This is a genomic window from Curtobacterium sp. BNK-1 (assembly GCF_048685235.1).
Lineage (GTDB): Bacteria > Pseudomonadota > Gammaproteobacteria > Enterobacterales > Enterobacteriaceae > Pantoea > Pantoea agglomerans.
In genome coordinates, this window is sequence record NZ_JBLQTJ010000001.1 from 1,581,306 (window position 1) to 1,596,691 (window position 15,386).

Below are 15,386 nucleotides of genomic sequence, written 5' to 3' on the forward strand. Positions count from 1 at the left end.
TCTCCGGCAAAATAGTGCAACAGCGACCAGACTTATCTCAAACCCTGGTATGCAAATGGAGTCACCATGAAAATGAAAGTAGTTGCCCTATTCGCACTGATCGCCTGCGGCTCAGCACAGGCTGCCAGCGAGCAGGTTACGATCCATCAGGTTACCGCTGAAGGGATTGGGAAATCGCTGGGCACCGTTAAGATTGACGAGACACAGTATGGTCTGCAGTTCACGCCGGATCTGCAGGGCCTTCAGCCGGGCATTCATGGTTTCCATGTTCATGCTAAAGGCAGCTGTGAACCGGGCGAGTCTGAAGGCAAAGTGGTCGCCGCCGGTGCGGCGGGTGGTCACCTTGATCCAGCCAACAGCGGCAAACATCTGGGGCCTTATGCAGAGGGGCACCTGGGCGACCTGCCCGCGGTCTATGTCGATGACAAAGGCAGCGCCACTTATCCGGTGCTGGCGCCGCGTCTGAAATCGTTAAAAGAGATCAAAGGCAAAGCGCTGATGGTGCACGTCGGCGGTGACAATCATGCCGACCATCCTAAACCGCTGGGCGGTGGCGGGGCACGCTACGCCTGCGGTGTCATCTGAGTTTCCGGGCGGCAGGCGATGGCCGCCCGCTTTTCTCCTGCCTGTTTATGAATTGTTGTACCATCCCTGACATTTCCCCCCTATGATATTGATTCAGGTAAGAAAGCGTGATCGGGAAAGGAGCAGGAAAATGAAATTCAAGGGCGCATTACTGCTGTGTCTGCTGCTGGTGGGATGCGATAAACCCAATGATACGCAACTGGTCACCGAAACCGGACGCGAACTGCAGCGCACCATCGATACCAACCCAATGCGTATCACCTGTGAAAAGATCGCGAAGGGTCGTGAATGGCTGAGCCGAAACATGGTGCGTAAGCTGGAAGCGCAGGGTTGCGATCAGGTCTTTCGCAGCGCCACCGAAACCAATTTCACGGATAGCACTATTTATCGCCGCACCATGACTATGGTGTGCGGTGGCATTCATGGTCAGAGTTTTACCGGTACCGAACTGACACGCCGGTTTATCTTCTCACCCGATGAGAAAGTGCTGGTGATTGAACCGATGACCGAAATGGATAAAACCCGCTTCGAAGGCCATAAAACGCTGCAACAGCTGCAGGATGATTTTAACCGGCAACAGCAGCAATATTGCCAGTGATCACTCCGGCACCGCCTGCTTCAGCTGTGCCAGTGAACAGCGTAACCGCCAGATAATCCCCGCCAGCTCGCTGGCCTCGTTGCTTTCCAGTGCCAGTAACGCGGTGATGGTCTCCTCCAGTTGCGTCAGCATTCGATCCAGCGAGCTGTGGCGCACGCCGCGGCTGCTGATAATCTGCTGTAACTCTTGCAGGCAGTGATCGCGAAACCCCATCAGTGCGGCTGAACCGGCGCGCCATTCACGCAGCTGCCAGACGATATGCGAGCAGTTGAGCAGCACCACGCCCCAGCGCAGTAGCCAGACGCGTGCCTGCTCGTCCCGGCTGTGACTGAGCTGGCTGATACGGTGGTAAATCTGCGATTCGAAGCGGCTCTCGCTGAGCCGGGGCCGCTGCCGCAGCTGATCGAGAAACGCCAGCCGCAGCGCCCGGATATGCCGTCGGCTGCGCCGCGCATCAGAGCTGGGTCGCAGAATCTGGAACGCCAGCCAGGCGAGCAGCACCCCGCAGACTTTGGCGATGTTATCGTTAAAGAAGTCCTGATAATCCCATGTGGGCGGATTAGTCACCGCGATAAACGAACCCATAAAGACGATGAACTGTCCCCACATCCCGGCGCGCTGCTTCTGCTGCAGCTTAAAGAGTTGTAGCGTCACCAGCAGCGGGAACAGAAACAGTAAAAACTGCCACAGCTGACTGATCTGCACCATCAGCCCAAACTTCATCACAAAACTAAACGCAAACAGCCACAGCAGGGTCTTCAGCAGCAGCGTGACGCTGCCGCCAGGTGAGGGTGATGAAGCGTAGAGCACACAGGCAATGGCGGTTAAGGTGAGCGCGGCGGCACCGGAAGACCATTGCGTATTGATCCAGAAGGCGCAGCCCAGCACGATAACGCAGAAGGTACGCAGGGCGCTCCAGCCCGCCTCGGCGCTGTCACTGTCGCGCGCCAGCGCCGGAACCGGCGGTGGCTGAAAGCGGGTGTAGGCATCGGCGCGATCCAGCAGGCGGATCCAGCGCAGCACGTTGAGGTACATCCAGCAGAAGTAGCGTAGCCGCTGACAAAAAGCGCGCTGCCGGTAGTCGCCATCCGCTGCCGGGGTCACGCTGCGCAGGATTTGCGCCAGACGATATTTATCACACGCCGGTTTCGCCAGCTCCGCCAGCAGTTGTTGCAGCGCCTCAAACAGCGCCTCTGGCGCGTCGGGCCAGTTCAGCAGCATGCGTCGCAGGCTGGAGAGCACGCTGGTGAGTCGCAGCTGCTGGTGCAGCACATAGTTCAGCACGTTGTTCTGTCGGCGAAAGCGGTAGTGGCTCCAGAACGCCTGAATTCGCAGCAGATTCATGGTCAGGATCTGGCTGATGACATTTTCATGCGCGGTCCGGATGGTCTCGCTGGCTGAGGGCTGCAGCAGTAACACCGCATGTTCCAGCAGCCGGGCATGCATCTGTTTCAGTGAGGTAATCAGCGTCTCACCATCGGAAGTACTCGGCAGTACCATCATCATCAATCCGGCGCAGAGAATGCCGGAGATCACCTCGCAAACCCGTGCCTGAGCGATGGTCCATAGCGAGGTGATATCGGTGATATTAACGCTGCTAAAGGCGATGATGGCGGCGGTGTAGCCCGCCAGCGAAAAGGCGTAGGCAACGTTATTCTGGTAGTGATTCGCTATGCCGGTACAGAGCGCCAGCCAGCCGGCAATGGCAAAGGTAAACAGCCACGGCTCATTAAGCGTATGTCCGGCGATCAGCAGCGCAGCGCTGGCCCCCATCAGACTGCCAACGATGCGCCCCAGACTTTTACTGATCGCGCCGCCGACGGTGGGAAAGCTAATCACGGCAGCAGAGGTCATTGCCCAGTACGGCTCATCCAGATCCAGTGCGTAGGCGATGCTCAGCGCCAGGCACATCGCAATAGCGTTGCGCAACGCATAGCGCCACTGGCCGGCGTTCGCCTTAATCCAGGGCAGTTGATCCCAGGCCAGCCACTGAAAATTCATGGCTGGATGGTGATGGTGCAGCTGGTTCCCGCCACCAGGTCTGCATCGGCAGGAAGCGGGTCGAGACGAATACGCACCGGCACTCGCTGCGCCAGCCGCACCCAGGGCACGTTGGGTTTGATATCGGGCACCAGGCCGCTGTCGGTCTCAATGCTCTGGTCATAGATGGCGCGGCCAATGCTATCCACCTGACCCTGCAGCCGCATACCATTGCTGTAGAGCACCACCTGGGCCGCTGCGCCTGGGTGAATATGGCGCAGTTTGGTCTCTTCGAAGTAGCCCATTACGTAGTAAGAGTGGCTGTCGACCAGAGCAAACAGAGGCGAACCCGCGGTGGCATAGTTGCCGGGACGCAGCGTCAGATTGGTGATCCAGCCATCCGCCGGTGCGGTCAGCGTCGTCTGCTGCAGATTCCAGCGCGCCCGTTCCCACTCCGCCTGTGCCGCTTTGGTGCTGGCGGCCGCCGCGCCGGCGCTTAATCGCGCGGCATCAAGGTCCTCTGCGGAGATGATGTTGCGCGGCAGGCTGCTGCGACGGTTAAATTCATGCTGCGCTTTCGCGAGATCCGCCTGCGCTTTGCTGAGCTGGGCGGCGGCATTGTCGAGCGCGATCTGCCACGGCACCGGGTCCAGCGTTAACAGCTGCTGGCCCTGATGCACAAACTGATTGTCTTTGACCTTCAGTTGCGTAATTCGTCCCGACACCTGAGGCGTGATATCCACCAGCTCTGCCCGTACTTTCCCGTCACGGGTCCAGGGCGACTGCATGTAGTAGTTCCAGAGCCAGCCAGCGGCCAGCAGCGCCAGGGCAAACACGATCAGCGTGGAGAAGTATTTTACCGCGTTAAATTTCATATCGATTATCCGTGACCGATGAGCCAGAGTGCGGCGGTAACGCACAGCACAAACAGGGAGAGATCAAACAGGGTGGGATGCCAGACATCGCCGGAGTAGATCCAGCCACGCACCAGAGGGTGGATCAGCAGCCAGAAAAAGAAGCCGAGGATCACCGCTTTGAATATCGGCGGGAAAAACAGTGAGGCGCCCACCACCAGATCGGTCAGCGGATTCGCACCTGAAAAAGCAGGAGTGAGCACGTGATAACATCCTTCGTTAACCCAAACAGCAGAGTGAAAGCGCTGCCACGTTATGGTGGCCTGGTCCGGGATTTGTAATTTGTCCTGTAAACTCGCAGAATAGTGTAAAATCTGGCTTGATAGCTAGCAAGCTAATTATAAGGAGATGAAATGGATACGCCCCTCGGAACGGATTTATCTCGCCTGGTGCGCATCTGGCGCGCGTTGATTGATCAGCGGCTGAAGCCGCTTGAGCTGACTCAGACTCACTGGGTGACGTTGCACAATATTCATCAACTGCCGCCCGAACAGTCCCAGATTCAGTTAGCCAAGGCGATTGGTATTGAACAGCCTTCGCTGGTGCGCACGCTGGATCAGCTGGAAGAGAAAGGATTAATCACCCGTTCGACCTGCGCCAACGATCGTCGTGCCAAGCGCATTAAGCTGACGCAGCAGGCCGAGCCGATTATCGAACAGGTTGAGAGTGTGATTGATGAGACGCGGGATGACATTTTGTCCGGCATCAGTCGGGAAGAGATCAGTCAGATGGTGACGCTGATCGCCCGGCTTGAAAAAAACATTCTCGAACTTCAGCATAAAGAGAAATAAAAAAACCGACGCCCAGGCGTCGGTTTTTTGTTTAGCTTCATTAGCGAGGTGAAACCGTCACCTGGCTGCCGTTGGATGCCATCACAACGCGCTGGCCAACAGAGTAACGCGTGGCGGCCTGTTTCTGAACCACCATGATGGTGTTGCCATCATCCTTACGGATTTCCAGCTCAACGCCATCGGTTTTATTGACTGCGCCCTGTACGCCCTGGCCTGCTACGCCACCCAGAACCGCACCACCGGCTGTCGCCAGGCTACGTCCGCTGCCGCCACCAATGGTGTTACCCAGGAAGCCACCCAGCACCGCACCACCGATAGCACCGATGACATTGCTCTCATCGCCGCCCTGGATTTTCACCGGACGTACTGAGACTAAGGTACCGTACGAAACGCTCTGCACCTGCTTAGCTTCACTGGCACTGTAGGTATCACCCGACAGCGTACTGGTATTGCTACAACCTGCCAGCATCACACCGGCCAGAGCGACCACAATTACACGCTTAATCATTTGAAACTCCTTTAGTTGAGAAGGTGCCACGTTTACCGCTGTATCCTGCTCACAGTATAAGACACAAACCTGGCAAATTAATCCCTGTCCGAATAAAACACGGCTGGACGAAGCATAGACTATGCAGGATCAACAATAATTCAATCGTGGACTAAAAATAGTCCCATTACGTTATCAGTCAGCACGATTGGATAAAAAGAATTTAATCATAGAATTAGCGATCATTATTTGTCAGGCTAACCGCAGATGAATCGCACTTCCCGCCGGAAGTAAGGAATGGCTATGAAATCAGGACGCTATATTGGGGTAATGTCAGGCACCAGCCTGGATGGAGTGGATGTGGTGCTGGCTGCCATTGATGAAAATATGGTGGCGCAGCAGGCGAGCTACTGCCATCCGATGCCACCAGAACTGCGTCAGGCGATTCTGGGGATATGTCAGGGACAGTCCCTGACGCTGTCGCAGCTCGGCCAGCTTGATACCCGCCTCGGCCAGCTGTTTGCTGAAGCGGTAGTGACATTCATGAAGCGCGAATCGCTTGACGCCAGCGATATCACGGCGATTGGCTGTCATGGTCAGACCGTCTGGCATGAGCCACAGAGTGACGCACCCAATACGCTGCAGATTGGCGATCATAATCAGATCGTGGCGGCCACCGGCGTCACCGTGGTAGGAGATTTCCGCCGCCGTGACATGGCGCTGGGCGGGCAGGGCGCGCCGCTGGTGCCTGCCTTTCATCAGGCGCTGCTGATGGATGCCACTGAACGCCGCATGGTGCTGAATATTGGCGGCATCGCCAATCTCTCGCTGCTGATCCCGGGTCAGCCGGTGCGCGGCTTCGATACCGGCCCCGGCAATATGCTGCTGGACGCCTGGATCTGGCGTAATCAGGCTCAGCCGTATGACAAAGATGCGCAGTGGGCGCGCAGCGGGTCAGTGATTCCGGCACTGCTGGAGGCGCTGCTACGTGAGCCCTGGTTTGCGTTGCCGCCGCCGAAAAGCACCGGGCGCGAACATTTCAACCTCAGCTGGCTGGAGCAGCATCTGCGCTATTTCCCGGGTCTGGCTGCGCAGGACGTGCAGGCTACGCTGGTCGAGCTGACCGCCATCACCATCACGCAGCAGGTGTTACTCAATGATGGCTGCGACCGTCTGCTGGTGTGTGGCGGCGGCAGCCGCAATCCGCTGCTGATGGCACGACTGGCAGCGCATCTTCCGGGAACGGAAGTAACGACTACCGATGCGGCGGGTGTCAGTGGTGACGATATGGAGGCGCTGGCGTTTGCCTGGCTGGCTTTCCGCACGCTCTCCGGCCTGCCGGGCAATCTGCCTGCGGTGACGGGCGCACGGGAAAAAAGCGTGATTGGCGCAATTTTTCCGGCGAATTCACTCTATCGACGCTAAGCAGTGAGTCGGGGGCAATCTGCCCCCGCAGGATGACAGGCGGCCGTCAGGCGGCGCCGGAGAGATGCGTCAGGTTGCGAACGCCAGTAATCACCGAGGCAACCATGGTTTCACGTCGGGTAATCACCTCAACCTGATAAAACCGGCTGCGGTAGGCGATGGAATAGATAACGGGATGGTACTTATTACCTTCTCCGTAGCGGGAGTAGTGCGCTTCAAGCGCACGGGTCGCTGCGAGAATATGGGAGGGTTCTTTATCACCGCGGATGATTTGCTTCATTCAGTTCCTCAAATGCTGTCCCTGGAGTCACGTCGCACGCATGGCGCGTAGCGCTGGCCTAAACACTGAACATCTGACTGCTAAACATTTAATCACTGACTGGGTAATGACTGACTCTGCCGCGGGAAGATGACAGAAAGATGATCCCCCGGGGCTGTTAATTAATTAGCAGCCACCGGGTGATCCAGCAAGGCAGGAAATCGCAAATTCATCCAAATCGCAGAGGCGGTCAGATCAGCTCCGGCCAGGCCACGGCCGCAACGCCATTGAGTACAGGTTTTGAGAACAGAAAGCCCTGAAACTGGGTCACGCCTGCCGCTTCAAGCCACATCCACTCTTCCGGCTGTTCAATGCCCTCGGCGATAACACCGATCTCCAGCGAGGAGCAGCATTTCAGAATGGCATGAATGATCGCCTGCTTCGGCCCACTTTTATGCACATCAGCGATGATGGTTCGGTCGATTTTAATCTTGTCAGGCTGAATGCGCGTCAGCAGCGACAGGCCGGCAAAACCGGCACCGAAATCATCCAGCGCCAGGCTGATGCCGGCCGCCTTCAGCTGCCTGATGGCGGCTTCAAAGGCCTCAGGCTGCGAGATAATTTCATTCTCGGTGAATTCAACCATGATCTGCTCTGGCACCAGTCCCTGCGCAGCAATCTCATCCAGCAAAAACGGGACGGCGTCGGGCACTTCCACTAGCGTCATCGGCAGCAGATTGATCGACAGAGTCATGCCCTCAATCCCCAGCTGCTTCGCCTGGGCGAAGGCGATCTTTTTCGACCTCAGATCGAGCTGATAGAGCTGCTCACGTGACAGTCGGGCAAAATAGTCGAGCGGCGGTTCACCGTGCGGGCCGCGCAGCAGCGCTTCCAGCGAGACGATTTCGCAGGCGAAGGGGTCAACGATCGGCTGAAAAGCAAAGCTGACCTCATCCGCAGCCACCAGCGATGCGTTGCCTTCACGCTGTTCTGACTCGTCACGGATAAACGTCCAGCCGCTGGCGGCCGGGATCTCAAAATAGTTCTCTTTTTCCCGCGCTTCGACAAAAGTGCGCAGGAACTGCAGTGCGCGATCGGCATAGGTCAGCTGATACTTTGTGGTGCACTTTGCCAGCACCGCCTCCAGTACCGTCTCTTTATCATGCAGCCGTAGATCGAACAGCTCCATACCGACGTGGCCAAAACGGCGTGCCGGGGCGTAATCGCGCAGCAGTTCGACCAGATTATGGTGGCGTGGATCCTGGCAAATCCGGCTATAGACTGCATTTACCGCCGCCTCCGGCCCTTCCAGCAGCTGGAAAAAATGCGTGCCATTGAATAATAAAATTCCGGTGACGCTTGAGGATTTATTGATTTTATTCGCTTTCCGCGCCAAACCATTCAGGATCTCAAGCGGCACATGTTCAGTAATGTGGCTGCGATAGATGATTGTCGACAACATAAAGGTTTCCGGAATTTTTTATTTTTTGTTATGGCACCTTACCAGAAGCTTCTTCCGGGGAAAACGAGGGCCAGTACGTCTTTCTCACTCTGAGTCTGTTTTAATCAACCGGCAGCGTGGTATTGCCCGTTCCCAGAGAGCGCTGCATAAAAACGGTATCCAGCCAGCGACCCTGTTTGAAACCCACCGAGCGCAGGATACCTGTCATCTCAAAGCCTGCGGCGCGATGTACGGCAATCGAGCCCTGATTCTCGCTGTCGCCGACGTTGGCGATCAACTGGCGGAATCCTGCCTGCTCAGCCCAGCGGATTGCATGGTTTAACAGGCGCGAACCGGCTCCGCGCTTCTGAAATCCGGGATCGATGTAAATTGAGTCTTCCAGCGTATGCCGGTAGGCATGGCGCGGACGATAAGGCGTCAGATAACAGAACCCACGCACTTCTCCCTCGCTGACGGCGATAAACCACGGCAGGCCCGCCTGCTGAATCTTCCGCATCCGCTCGTCAATCTCTGCCGCGTCGGGCGGCACTGTCTCAAATGAGCCGGTGCCGTTAAGGACATGCCAGGCGTAGATCTGTTGAATCGCCATGATGTGGCGTTCATCTGCCTCAAAAATTTCCATTATGCGGTTTTGCCCCGAAAGTCTGCACCTGGTGGAAAAACAACGGTATAGCGGGCGATGTGAGGGCGCAATATAAATATTACGCGCTCATGAAATTTTATGAGTGCGTCGTTCTCCAGGATTATTCCTGGCAGGAAGCAGATAAAAAATCACGTCGGTTTAGTGCCACTACTGAATGGTAATTAAGCCTATTCTGAAAACAGCGTCAGCCGGATGATCCGGGCCTGCGTTAAGGCTATTATCTTCGCGATTCTGATGGAATTGATTTATTAACTGGAGGCGCAGCGTGATGCGATTTGTTGATTTTCTGAATAGTAAGCAGGGGCTGCGTGCAGCAAGAAATCACTGCTTTGAATTAAATGGTGTGGTACTTGGCCATTTTACTGCGTTATTCCTGCATGATAACCAGATTATTTTTACCAAAGATGGTAAGCAGTGTGCTGTGCCTTATTATCTGGGTCCCGAAGAAGATTTGCTTCAGCAGAAAATAAATCCACGCATTAAAAATATCCGCGCGATCTGAACGGACGCCGCGATGAGTTTATCGCTTCAGCCATAACACCTGCGTAATATTTCCTCATTCTCCGGGCGATAATATTGGCACTGTCTGGTAAATAGCATCGACGCTATTTCTAACTTCCCTGTTTTCTGCCAACCCATTCGTTTACGCCTGCTTATTTAGCCGACTCGCTGCTGTTCTGCGCGGGTGCAATAAACAGCAACAGCAGGGAGCTGACCGCAAACAGCGTCAATGCCGTACTGGCACCCAAAGAGGCGTAGAGCTGACCAAACAGCAGCGATCCCGCTACCTGGCCCACCGCCAGCATAAAAAACAGGATGCCGACGCCGGTCGCCGGATCTTCAGCAGTGGCGCGTGCGCCCCACACCAGCAGCACGCCCGATAGCGTGACGTAACCTGCGCCACAGCAGGCAACCGCGATCGCTAAACCGGTGGATTCGCCCCGACTCCAGGCCAGCACCAGCAGTGGCACTGCCATCCCGCACAGTGAGAGCCGGTATACACCCTTCAGCCCGATACGGGCAGCGACCGGGCCGGTTGCCGCACCCACGATGCCTGCTCCTCCGGCAATCAGCCAGAGTAAGCGGGCGGTCTCTTCATCCACACCGACATGCTGTCGCAGCAGCGCTGACCCAAAGCTCCACCAGGCTGCACTGACCAGACCCGAAATCAACGCAATACTCATCAGCCGATGCATGGAGCGGCGATACAGCCGCTGGTGCCAGTGACCCACTCTGGTGGGGCGGCTGGCGGCGTGACCCGATAACACGCGCATCACCGGCAGCACACAGGCCAGCGACAGCAAAGCGAACAGCAGACAGGCGGCACGCCAGCCGCCGGGCAGAACGCTCAGGATGACCACCGTCAGGATAATGCCCGCGCTGGTGCCGGCATTGATCAGGGTATTGATGCGCGGCTGACCCGCAGCAGGGATTCGATCGCTGACCGCCGCCGCCAGGGCAGGTGAAGCCAGACCGGCACTCAATCCGGCAATAAAGAGTCCGGCCGCCAGCAGCAGCGTTGATGAGGCACAGGCGAGCAGCAGCAGACCCGCCGTCGCACTGAGTGAGGCCAGCAGCGCCGTCAGCCGGGTGCCATAGCGATCCGCCAGCGCGGCTGCGGTAAGAATGGTGAGGCAATATGCCACAAAGCTGCAGGCTGACAGCATACCCGCCTGCTGCGGGTTGAACGGGATCTCCGCTGAGATAGCGGGCAGCATCAATCCCCATGAGAAGCGCGCCATGCCATAGGTCACGGCGATCAGGCTGAAGCCGGTCAGCGCCAGCGCGATGGGCGATCTCATCCTGTCGCCCTGTTCTGAAGTAACTGACTGACGACCTGCGCCGCCTGTTGAGCAGCGGCGGGACCGGTAATCAGCGCCGTGGTAATGGCACCCTCAAAGAGTATCCAGATAGCATCGCTCAGCGACTTGTCTTCAGCACCGCGCAGATGCGTCACACAATGGGTGATATAAGCACGCATCGTGGTCCGGAAGGCCAGCGCCTGAGCGGCCAGTTCGCTGTCCCGCTCGGCATACTCTCCCCAGGCTTTCAGAAAAAAGCAGCCCCGGGCACCGTTCGCCTCCGTCCACTCGCCCAGTACCCTGAACAGATGCGCTATCGCATCAGGCTGTTGCGGTGGCAGCAGATCGGCCATAAAGCGCTGCTCGCGCGCGTCGAGTACCGCTGCGGTCAGCGCTTCGCGTGAGGCGAAGTGATGATAGAGCGTGCGGGTAGAGACGCCCGCTTCGCGACAGATATTGTCGGTGCTGGTGGCGTGGAAACCGTGGGTGTAGAAGAGCCGCTCGGCGGCCTGGATGATATCGTTTCTCTTTTTCATGCTTTAAAAGTAAACCGATCGTTTTACTTTTTCAAGCCGGTCGCTGTTAATTACGCCCGCTGGTATTGATAAATCCCTGATGCCAGGGGAGCTGGCGTTCCGCTTAAAGGCACGCTGTGCACCACTTTCACTCTTATTCAGGTTCAGTTTATCAATACTCATAAATACCCCTGCGGGGATGATATTTTTCAGCTTCTGCTCTAATCATATCTGAGTAGCGCGTCACCCATGGCGCGCGGATTGATTTTATAAACTATTGTTTTTTAAATTTTATTTTGTTTTTTGCTTTTTTAATGATGCATTAGCAGTATAAATGTAAGCGGGGCGACAGTGAGGGTGAGGGCGTTACAGCGCGTGGAATGCCTGAAGCGACATAAGCAATGAGAAAGGGCATATTCTCAAAGTCAGCCAGACTCACGCAATAAAGTGGTTTTAGGGATAATTCTCAGTTAGTTTAATAAAGCTTCAGATTACAAAAAAAACCTCTTACGAATTTTGGTTCGTTTTTTAAGATACATACAGCAACTATCAGGATGACTACCATGCTCAAAGCCAGCTACTATTATCTGTGCCCGCGTCCCATGGGTGGATGGATTTTACACAAAGAAGGTTGCGTTAATCTGTCAAAGAACGATAAACGCGTTTTTATTGGTTCGCTTTATACCCGCCAGCAGGCGCTGGCCGTGGCGAAAGTCCATCACGCTAATGCCATACTCTGTAATGCCTGCCTGAGCACTTTTATTTGCCCGACCAGCAGCACGGCAATTAAACCGGCACGCGCGGCAACGCCAACCCGCCATACGCCAAAACATTAATTTGTATGCAGGCAGTTATTGTTCTGCTGTGGCAGAAGGATAATAAAGGGAATTAATGCTGCGGGCCGGTTAGAATAAAAAAAGGCAGCGTAAAGACGCTGCCCTGTTCTTTATTTAAGCCTGTTTAGGCTGGCCATTTGAAGCGGTAATTCCGCCATCAACCGGCAGATTAACGCCGGTAATATAACTGGCTTCATCGCTGGCAATAAAGAGAATGGCACGGGCGATATCATCCGCTTCACCGGCCCGGCGCAGTGGAATACGGTCGTAAAAGCGCTCCAGCAGCGCCTGATCCTGTTTGGCATCTTCGGTCAGATCGGTAAAGGTAAAGCCGGGACAGATTGCATTGACCCGCACGCCATCTGCGCCGTAGTCCATCGCCAGCGCACGGGTGAAGTTGGTAATCGCCCCTTTAGCCGCGTTGTAGATGCTCATACCCCAGTCGCCGCCTAAGCCGGAAACGGAAGAGATGTTAACCACGTTGCCTTTGCTCTTTAACAGGGCAGGCATGAAATAGTGTACGCCGTGGAAGACCCCATCAAGGTCAGTTTTCATCAGGGTTTTCCATGCGTCGAGGTCGACTTCATGAATGCGGCCCTGCACGATGACGCCGGCATTATTTACCAGCACGTCAACACGGCCATACTTCTTCAGCACGGTTTCTGACAGCTGTTTAACCTGTGCGGCTTCTGAGACGTCGCAGGCAGCCACCAGGTGATCGCCTGGCGTCATGTCGGCCAGCGTCTCTTCCAGTTTCTGCGCGGTACGGCCCACCAGCACCACTGATGCACCCTCTTCAGCGAAGCGTTTTGCGCTGGCTTCGCCAATGCCGGATCCGGCACCTGTCACAACCACAACTTTCTGCGTAAATCTGGACATTATGCCTCCTTTTCAGCATCAATTCTCACTGTTAACAACCGGTTAAGCCTGGCAGCGATCGCCAGAAACACAAGCGCAGCGCGAAATGCGCTGCGCCAGATGACTGCTTTTTAACCGGGTGAGCGGCTATGGACGTCTGAACAGGGCGAAGCTGCGTCCTTCCAGTTCGAAATCCTTCTCTTTGGTGATCACCAGACCGCGCTTCTCGGTGTCGCTGGTGGTCAGTTCCAGCACCCAGCCGCCTTCACCAAACTGCGGGATCTGGAACGGTACATTGCCTTCAAACGGATTGAACAGCATCAGGACGTCGTGCCAGATGCCTTCCTCGGTCTGGAGGTCTGGTCGGCCGATATAAACCCCCAGCGTTGAGCCTTCGTCCCACTGCTCAGCCTGCTGGAAGCCGCCACCGGCGTTAAACCATTTAATATCCATGCCATCACGCCAGTTTTCACGGCGCAGTAACGGCTGCTGAGCACGTAACGTCAGGATCTGGCGGGTGAACTCGCGCAGCGCCTCGGCAGATTCCGGCAGGTTATCCCAGTGTACCCAGGAGATTTCGCTGTCCTGGCAGTAGCCATTGTTGTTGCCCATCTGGCTGCGGCCAAACTCGTCGCCCGCCAGCAGCATTGGCGTACCGTGTGAGAAGATCAGCGTGGCGAGGAAGTTGCGCTTCTGACGCTCGCGCACCGCGTTGATGCCTTCATCATCGGTCGGGCCTTCAACTCCGTAGTTGTAGGAGCGGTTGTCGTTGTGGCCGTCGTTGTTGTCTTCGCCATTCTCCGCGTTATGTTTGTCGTTGTACGACACCAGATCGTTGAGGGTGAAGCCATCGTGTGCGGTGATAAAGTTGACGCTGGCCCATGGACGACGACCGTGCTGATCGTAGAGATCGCCGGAACCCAGCAGGCGGGCAGCAAAGTCTGTGGAGACGTTGTTGCCTTTCCAGTAGTCACGCACCGTATCGCGATACTGATCGTTCCATTCTGCCCAGCCTGGCGGGAAGCTGCCCACCTGATAGCCGCCCGGACCGATATCCCAGGGTTCACCAATCAGCTTTTTCTGCGACAGGACCGGGTCCTGCATGATGGCATCGAAGAAGCCGCCGCGCGGGTCAAAACCATCAGGCTCGCGACCGAGAATGGTACCCAGATCGAAACGGAAGCCGTCGATATGCATTGATTCTGACCAGTAACGCAGCGAATCGAGCACCATCTGCAGCACACGCGGATGCGAGGTGTTGACGGTGTTACCGGTACCGGTGTCGTTGATGTAATAGCGATGCTGGTCTGGCAACGTACGGTAATAGGAGAAGTTATCGATGCCTTTAAACGACAGCGTTGGCCCCAGCTCATTCCCCTCGGCGGTGTGGTTGTAAACCACGTCGAGGATCACCTCAATACCGGCATCATGGAAGGCTCGCACCATGTCACGGAAGCCCTGAATGCCGCGCGGCCCAAAGTAGCGGGTGGCGGGGGCAAAGAAGTTCAGCGTGTTATATCCCCAGAAGTTTTTCAACCCTTTATCCAGCAGGTGCTGGTCATCCGGGAACCAGTGTACCGGCAGCAGTTCGACCGAGGTAATGCCCAGGCTTTTGATGTAGTCGACGGTCGATTTGTGGCTCATGCCGTCAAAGGTGCCGCGCATTTCAGGTGGCAGGGCGGTGTTGAGCTGCGTGAAGCCCTTAACGTGGGTTTCATAGATGACGGTTTTCGGCCACGGCACATTCGGGCGGTTTTTATCCTGCCAGTCGAATTCGTTGGGATCGATCACCCGGCACTTTGGCGTAAACGGCGCGCTGTCGCGGCTGTCGAAGGTCAGATCTTTATCGTCATGATAGAGATCGTAAGCGAAGTGCGCCTCGTTCCACGCGATGTCTCCCGCCAGTTCACGGGCGTAGGGATCGAGCAGCAGCTTGTTCGGGTTAAAGCGATGACCATTTTCCGGGTCATAAGGGCCATAAACGCGATAGCCATAGAGCGCGCCGGGCTGCAGGCCCGGAATATAGCCGTGCCATACTTCATGGGTATATTCCGGCAGCTCCAGACGGGCAATTTCCGTTTTACCGCTGGGATCGTACAGACAGAGTTCAACCCGCTCGGCGTGGGCGCTGAACAGGGCGAAGTTCACGCCCTGACCATCAAAGTTGGCCCCCAGTAAATGGCTGTATCCCGCCGTAATTTCAAAACGCTGACTGTTTGACATTTATGCCT

18 protein-coding genes are annotated in these 15,386 nt (G+C 56.1%); 6 read left to right on the plus strand and 12 right to left on the minus strand.

Features of this window, described 5'->3' with window-relative positions; translation table 11 throughout:
* The first annotated feature begins 66 nt into the window (after window positions 1-66).
* Together sodC and ACMGGP_RS07535 are read left to right on the plus strand one after the other, a co-directional pair.
* Entirely contained in the window at window positions 67-585 is a 519-nt protein-coding gene (sodC, locus tag ACMGGP_RS07530) for a superoxide dismutase family protein (RefSeq protein WP_033767102.1), read from the plus strand.
* Between the two features lie 130 nt (window positions 586-715).
* Window positions 716-1,183 (plus strand): hypothetical protein, encoded by a 468-nt coding sequence (locus ACMGGP_RS07535; protein WP_010245563.1) that lies wholly within the window; start codon window positions 716-718, stop codon window positions 1,181-1,183.
* Here the strand turns inward: ACMGGP_RS07535 and ACMGGP_RS07540 are convergent, their stop codons facing one another.
* Genes ACMGGP_RS07540 through ACMGGP_RS07550 form a run of 3 tightly spaced genes read right to left on the minus strand, consistent with a single transcriptional unit; the run spans window position 1,184 to window position 4,280 of the window.
* Window positions 1,184-3,184, minus strand: coding sequence for an FUSC family protein (locus ACMGGP_RS07540; protein WP_346551057.1), 2,001 nt, complete (start codon window positions 3,182-3,184; stop codon window positions 1,184-1,186).
* Window positions 3,181-4,038 (minus strand): efflux RND transporter periplasmic adaptor subunit, encoded by an 858-nt coding sequence (locus ACMGGP_RS07545; protein WP_033771647.1) that lies wholly within the window; start codon window positions 4,036-4,038, stop codon window positions 3,181-3,183. Before ACMGGP_RS07545 ends, ACMGGP_RS07540 begins: the two co-directional genes overlap by 4 nt.
* A 5-nt stretch (window positions 4,039-4,043) precedes the next feature.
* Window positions 4,044-4,280 carry a DUF1656 domain-containing protein gene (locus ACMGGP_RS07550; protein WP_010245554.1) on the minus strand — a complete coding sequence of 79 codons (237 nt, stop codon included), beginning with the start codon at window positions 4,278-4,280 and terminating at the stop codon, window positions 4,044-4,046.
* 150 nt (window positions 4,281-4,430) lie between these two features.
* Here ACMGGP_RS07550 and slyA point away from each other — a divergent pair, with 150 nt between their 5' ends.
* Window positions 4,431-4,868: a transcriptional regulator SlyA gene (gene slyA / locus ACMGGP_RS07555; protein WP_010245551.1), complete on the plus strand. Its 438-nt coding sequence runs from the start codon at window positions 4,431-4,433 to the stop codon at window positions 4,866-4,868.
* A 40-nt stretch (window positions 4,869-4,908) separates the two neighbouring features.
* Here slyA and slyB read toward each other — a convergent pair whose 3' ends face one another.
* The gene (slyB, locus tag ACMGGP_RS07560; RefSeq protein WP_010245548.1) at window positions 4,909-5,376 is read right to left on the minus strand and encodes an outer membrane lipoprotein SlyB; all 468 of its coding nucleotides are present in this window, start codon (window positions 5,374-5,376) and stop codon (window positions 4,909-4,911) included.
* Between the two features lie 276 nt (window positions 5,377-5,652).
* Between slyB and anmK the strand changes: the two genes are divergently transcribed.
* The gene (gene anmK, locus ACMGGP_RS07565) at window positions 5,653-6,780 is read left to right on the plus strand and encodes an anhydro-N-acetylmuramic acid kinase (RefSeq protein WP_498798319.1); all 1,128 of its coding nucleotides are present in this window, start codon (window positions 5,653-5,655) and stop codon (window positions 6,778-6,780) included.
* 46 nt (window positions 6,781-6,826) lie between these two features.
* On the opposite strand, the gene ACMGGP_RS07570 is transcribed toward anmK, so the two are convergent.
* The 3 genes from ACMGGP_RS07570 to ACMGGP_RS07580 form a co-directional block, all read right to left on the minus strand.
* Window positions 6,827-7,060, minus strand: a complete 234-nt coding sequence (locus ACMGGP_RS07570) for a DUF4060 family protein (protein WP_010245542.1) — start codon at window positions 7,058-7,060, stop codon at window positions 6,827-6,829.
* A 229-nt stretch (window positions 7,061-7,289) separates the two neighbouring features.
* Window positions 7,290-8,501, minus strand: a complete 1,212-nt coding sequence (locus tag ACMGGP_RS07575; protein ID WP_192033629.1) for a diguanylate phosphodiesterase — start codon at window positions 8,499-8,501, stop codon at window positions 7,290-7,292.
* 100 nt (window positions 8,502-8,601) lie between these two features.
* Entirely contained in the window at window positions 8,602-9,123 is a 522-nt protein-coding gene (locus ACMGGP_RS07580; RefSeq protein ID WP_060680115.1) for a GNAT family N-acetyltransferase, read from the minus strand.
* A gap of 289 nt (window positions 9,124-9,412) precedes the next feature.
* Here ACMGGP_RS07580 and ACMGGP_RS07585 point away from each other — a divergent pair, with 289 nt between their 5' ends.
* The gene (locus ACMGGP_RS07585; protein WP_010670048.1) at window positions 9,413-9,646 is read left to right on the plus strand and encodes a hypothetical protein; all 234 of its coding nucleotides are present in this window, start codon (window positions 9,413-9,415) and stop codon (window positions 9,644-9,646) included.
* Between the two features lie 151 nt (window positions 9,647-9,797).
* Here the strand turns inward: ACMGGP_RS07585 and ACMGGP_RS07590 are convergent, their stop codons facing one another.
* The 3 genes from ACMGGP_RS07590 to ACMGGP_RS07600 are packed head-to-tail and all read right to left on the minus strand — an operon-like array spanning window position 9,798 to window position 11,644.
* A complete protein-coding gene (locus ACMGGP_RS07590; protein WP_498798320.1) occupies window positions 9,798-10,946 on the minus strand; it encodes an MFS transporter in 1,149 nt (382 codons plus the stop codon).
* Window positions 10,943-11,482, minus strand: coding sequence for a TetR/AcrR family transcriptional regulator (locus ACMGGP_RS07595; RefSeq protein WP_498798321.1), 540 nt, complete (start codon window positions 11,480-11,482; stop codon window positions 10,943-10,945). Before ACMGGP_RS07595 ends, ACMGGP_RS07590 begins: the two co-directional genes overlap by 4 nt.
* Before the next feature lie 3 nt (window positions 11,483-11,485).
* Entirely contained in the window at window positions 11,486-11,644 is a 159-nt protein-coding gene (locus ACMGGP_RS07600; protein WP_022625733.1) for a hypothetical protein, read from the minus strand.
* 371 nt (window positions 11,645-12,015) lie between these two features.
* Between ACMGGP_RS07600 and ACMGGP_RS07605 the strand changes: the two genes are divergently transcribed.
* Complete coding sequence (locus ACMGGP_RS07605) at window positions 12,016-12,297, plus strand: hypothetical protein (RefSeq protein WP_498798322.1); 282 nt, start codon at window positions 12,016-12,018, stop codon at window positions 12,295-12,297.
* 114 nt (window positions 12,298-12,411) lie between these two features.
* Here the strand turns inward: ACMGGP_RS07605 and budC are convergent, their stop codons facing one another.
* Together budC and glgX are read right to left on the minus strand one after the other, a co-directional pair.
* Entirely contained in the window at window positions 12,412-13,176 is a 765-nt protein-coding gene (gene budC, locus ACMGGP_RS07610; protein ID WP_010245522.1) for a meso-2,3-butanediol dehydrogenase, read from the minus strand.
* Window positions 13,177-13,302: 126 nt separating this feature from the next.
* A complete protein-coding gene (glgX, locus tag ACMGGP_RS07615) occupies window positions 13,303-15,378 on the minus strand; it encodes a glycogen debranching protein GlgX (protein WP_045140403.1) in 2,076 nt (691 codons plus the stop codon).
* Window positions 15,379-15,386: the final 8 nt, after the last annotated feature.

What these genes read in the sequence shown, in the direction of transcription:
- sodC (WP_033767102.1), top strand. Translation starts at nt 67, where the DNA reads ATGAAAATGAAAGTAGTTGCCCTATTCGCACTGATCGCCTGCGGCTCA.
- ACMGGP_RS07535 (WP_010245563.1), top strand. Translation starts at nt 716, where the DNA reads ATGAAATTCAAGGGCGCATTACTGCTGTGTCTGCTGCTGGTGGGATGC.
- ACMGGP_RS07540 (WP_346551057.1), bottom strand. Translation starts at nt 3,184, where the DNA reads ATGAATTTTCAGTGGCTGGCCTGGGATCAACTGCCCTGGATTAAGGCG.
- ACMGGP_RS07545 (WP_033771647.1), bottom strand. Translation starts at nt 4,038, where the DNA reads ATGAAATTTAACGCGGTAAAATACTTCTCCACGCTGATCGTGTTTGCC.
- slyA (WP_010245551.1), top strand. Translation starts at nt 4,431, where the DNA reads ATGGATACGCCCCTCGGAACGGATTTATCTCGCCTGGTGCGCATCTGG.
- slyB (WP_010245548.1), bottom strand. Translation starts at nt 5,376, where the DNA reads ATGATTAAGCGTGTAATTGTGGTCGCTCTGGCCGGTGTGATGCTGGCA.
- anmK (WP_498798319.1), top strand. Translation starts at nt 5,653, where the DNA reads ATGGCTATGAAATCAGGACGCTATATTGGGGTAATGTCAGGCACCAGC.
- ACMGGP_RS07570 (WP_010245542.1), bottom strand. Translation starts at nt 7,060, where the DNA reads ATGAAGCAAATCATCCGCGGTGATAAAGAACCCTCCCATATTCTCGCA.
- ACMGGP_RS07575 (WP_192033629.1), bottom strand. Translation starts at nt 8,501, where the DNA reads ATGTTGTCGACAATCATCTATCGCAGCCACATTACTGAACATGTGCCG.
- ACMGGP_RS07580 (WP_060680115.1), bottom strand. Translation starts at nt 9,123, where the DNA reads ATGGAAATTTTTGAGGCAGATGAACGCCACATCATGGCGATTCAACAG.
- ACMGGP_RS07585 (WP_010670048.1), top strand. Translation starts at nt 9,413, where the DNA reads ATGCGATTTGTTGATTTTCTGAATAGTAAGCAGGGGCTGCGTGCAGCA.
- ACMGGP_RS07590 (WP_498798320.1), bottom strand. Translation starts at nt 10,946, where the DNA reads ATGAGATCGCCCATCGCGCTGGCGCTGACCGGCTTCAGCCTGATCGCC.
- ACMGGP_RS07595 (WP_498798321.1), bottom strand. Translation starts at nt 11,482, where the DNA reads ATGAAAAAGAGAAACGATATCATCCAGGCCGCCGAGCGGCTCTTCTAC.
- ACMGGP_RS07600 (WP_022625733.1), bottom strand. Translation starts at nt 11,644, where the DNA reads ATGAGTATTGATAAACTGAACCTGAATAAGAGTGAAAGTGGTGCACAG.
- ACMGGP_RS07605 (WP_498798322.1), top strand. Translation starts at nt 12,016, where the DNA reads ATGACTACCATGCTCAAAGCCAGCTACTATTATCTGTGCCCGCGTCCC.
- budC (WP_010245522.1), bottom strand. Translation starts at nt 13,176, where the DNA reads ATGTCCAGATTTACGCAGAAAGTTGTGGTTGTGACAGGTGCCGGATCC.
- glgX (WP_045140403.1), bottom strand. Translation starts at nt 15,378, where the DNA reads ATGTCAAACAGTCAGCGTTTTGAAATTACGGCGGGATACAGCCATTTA.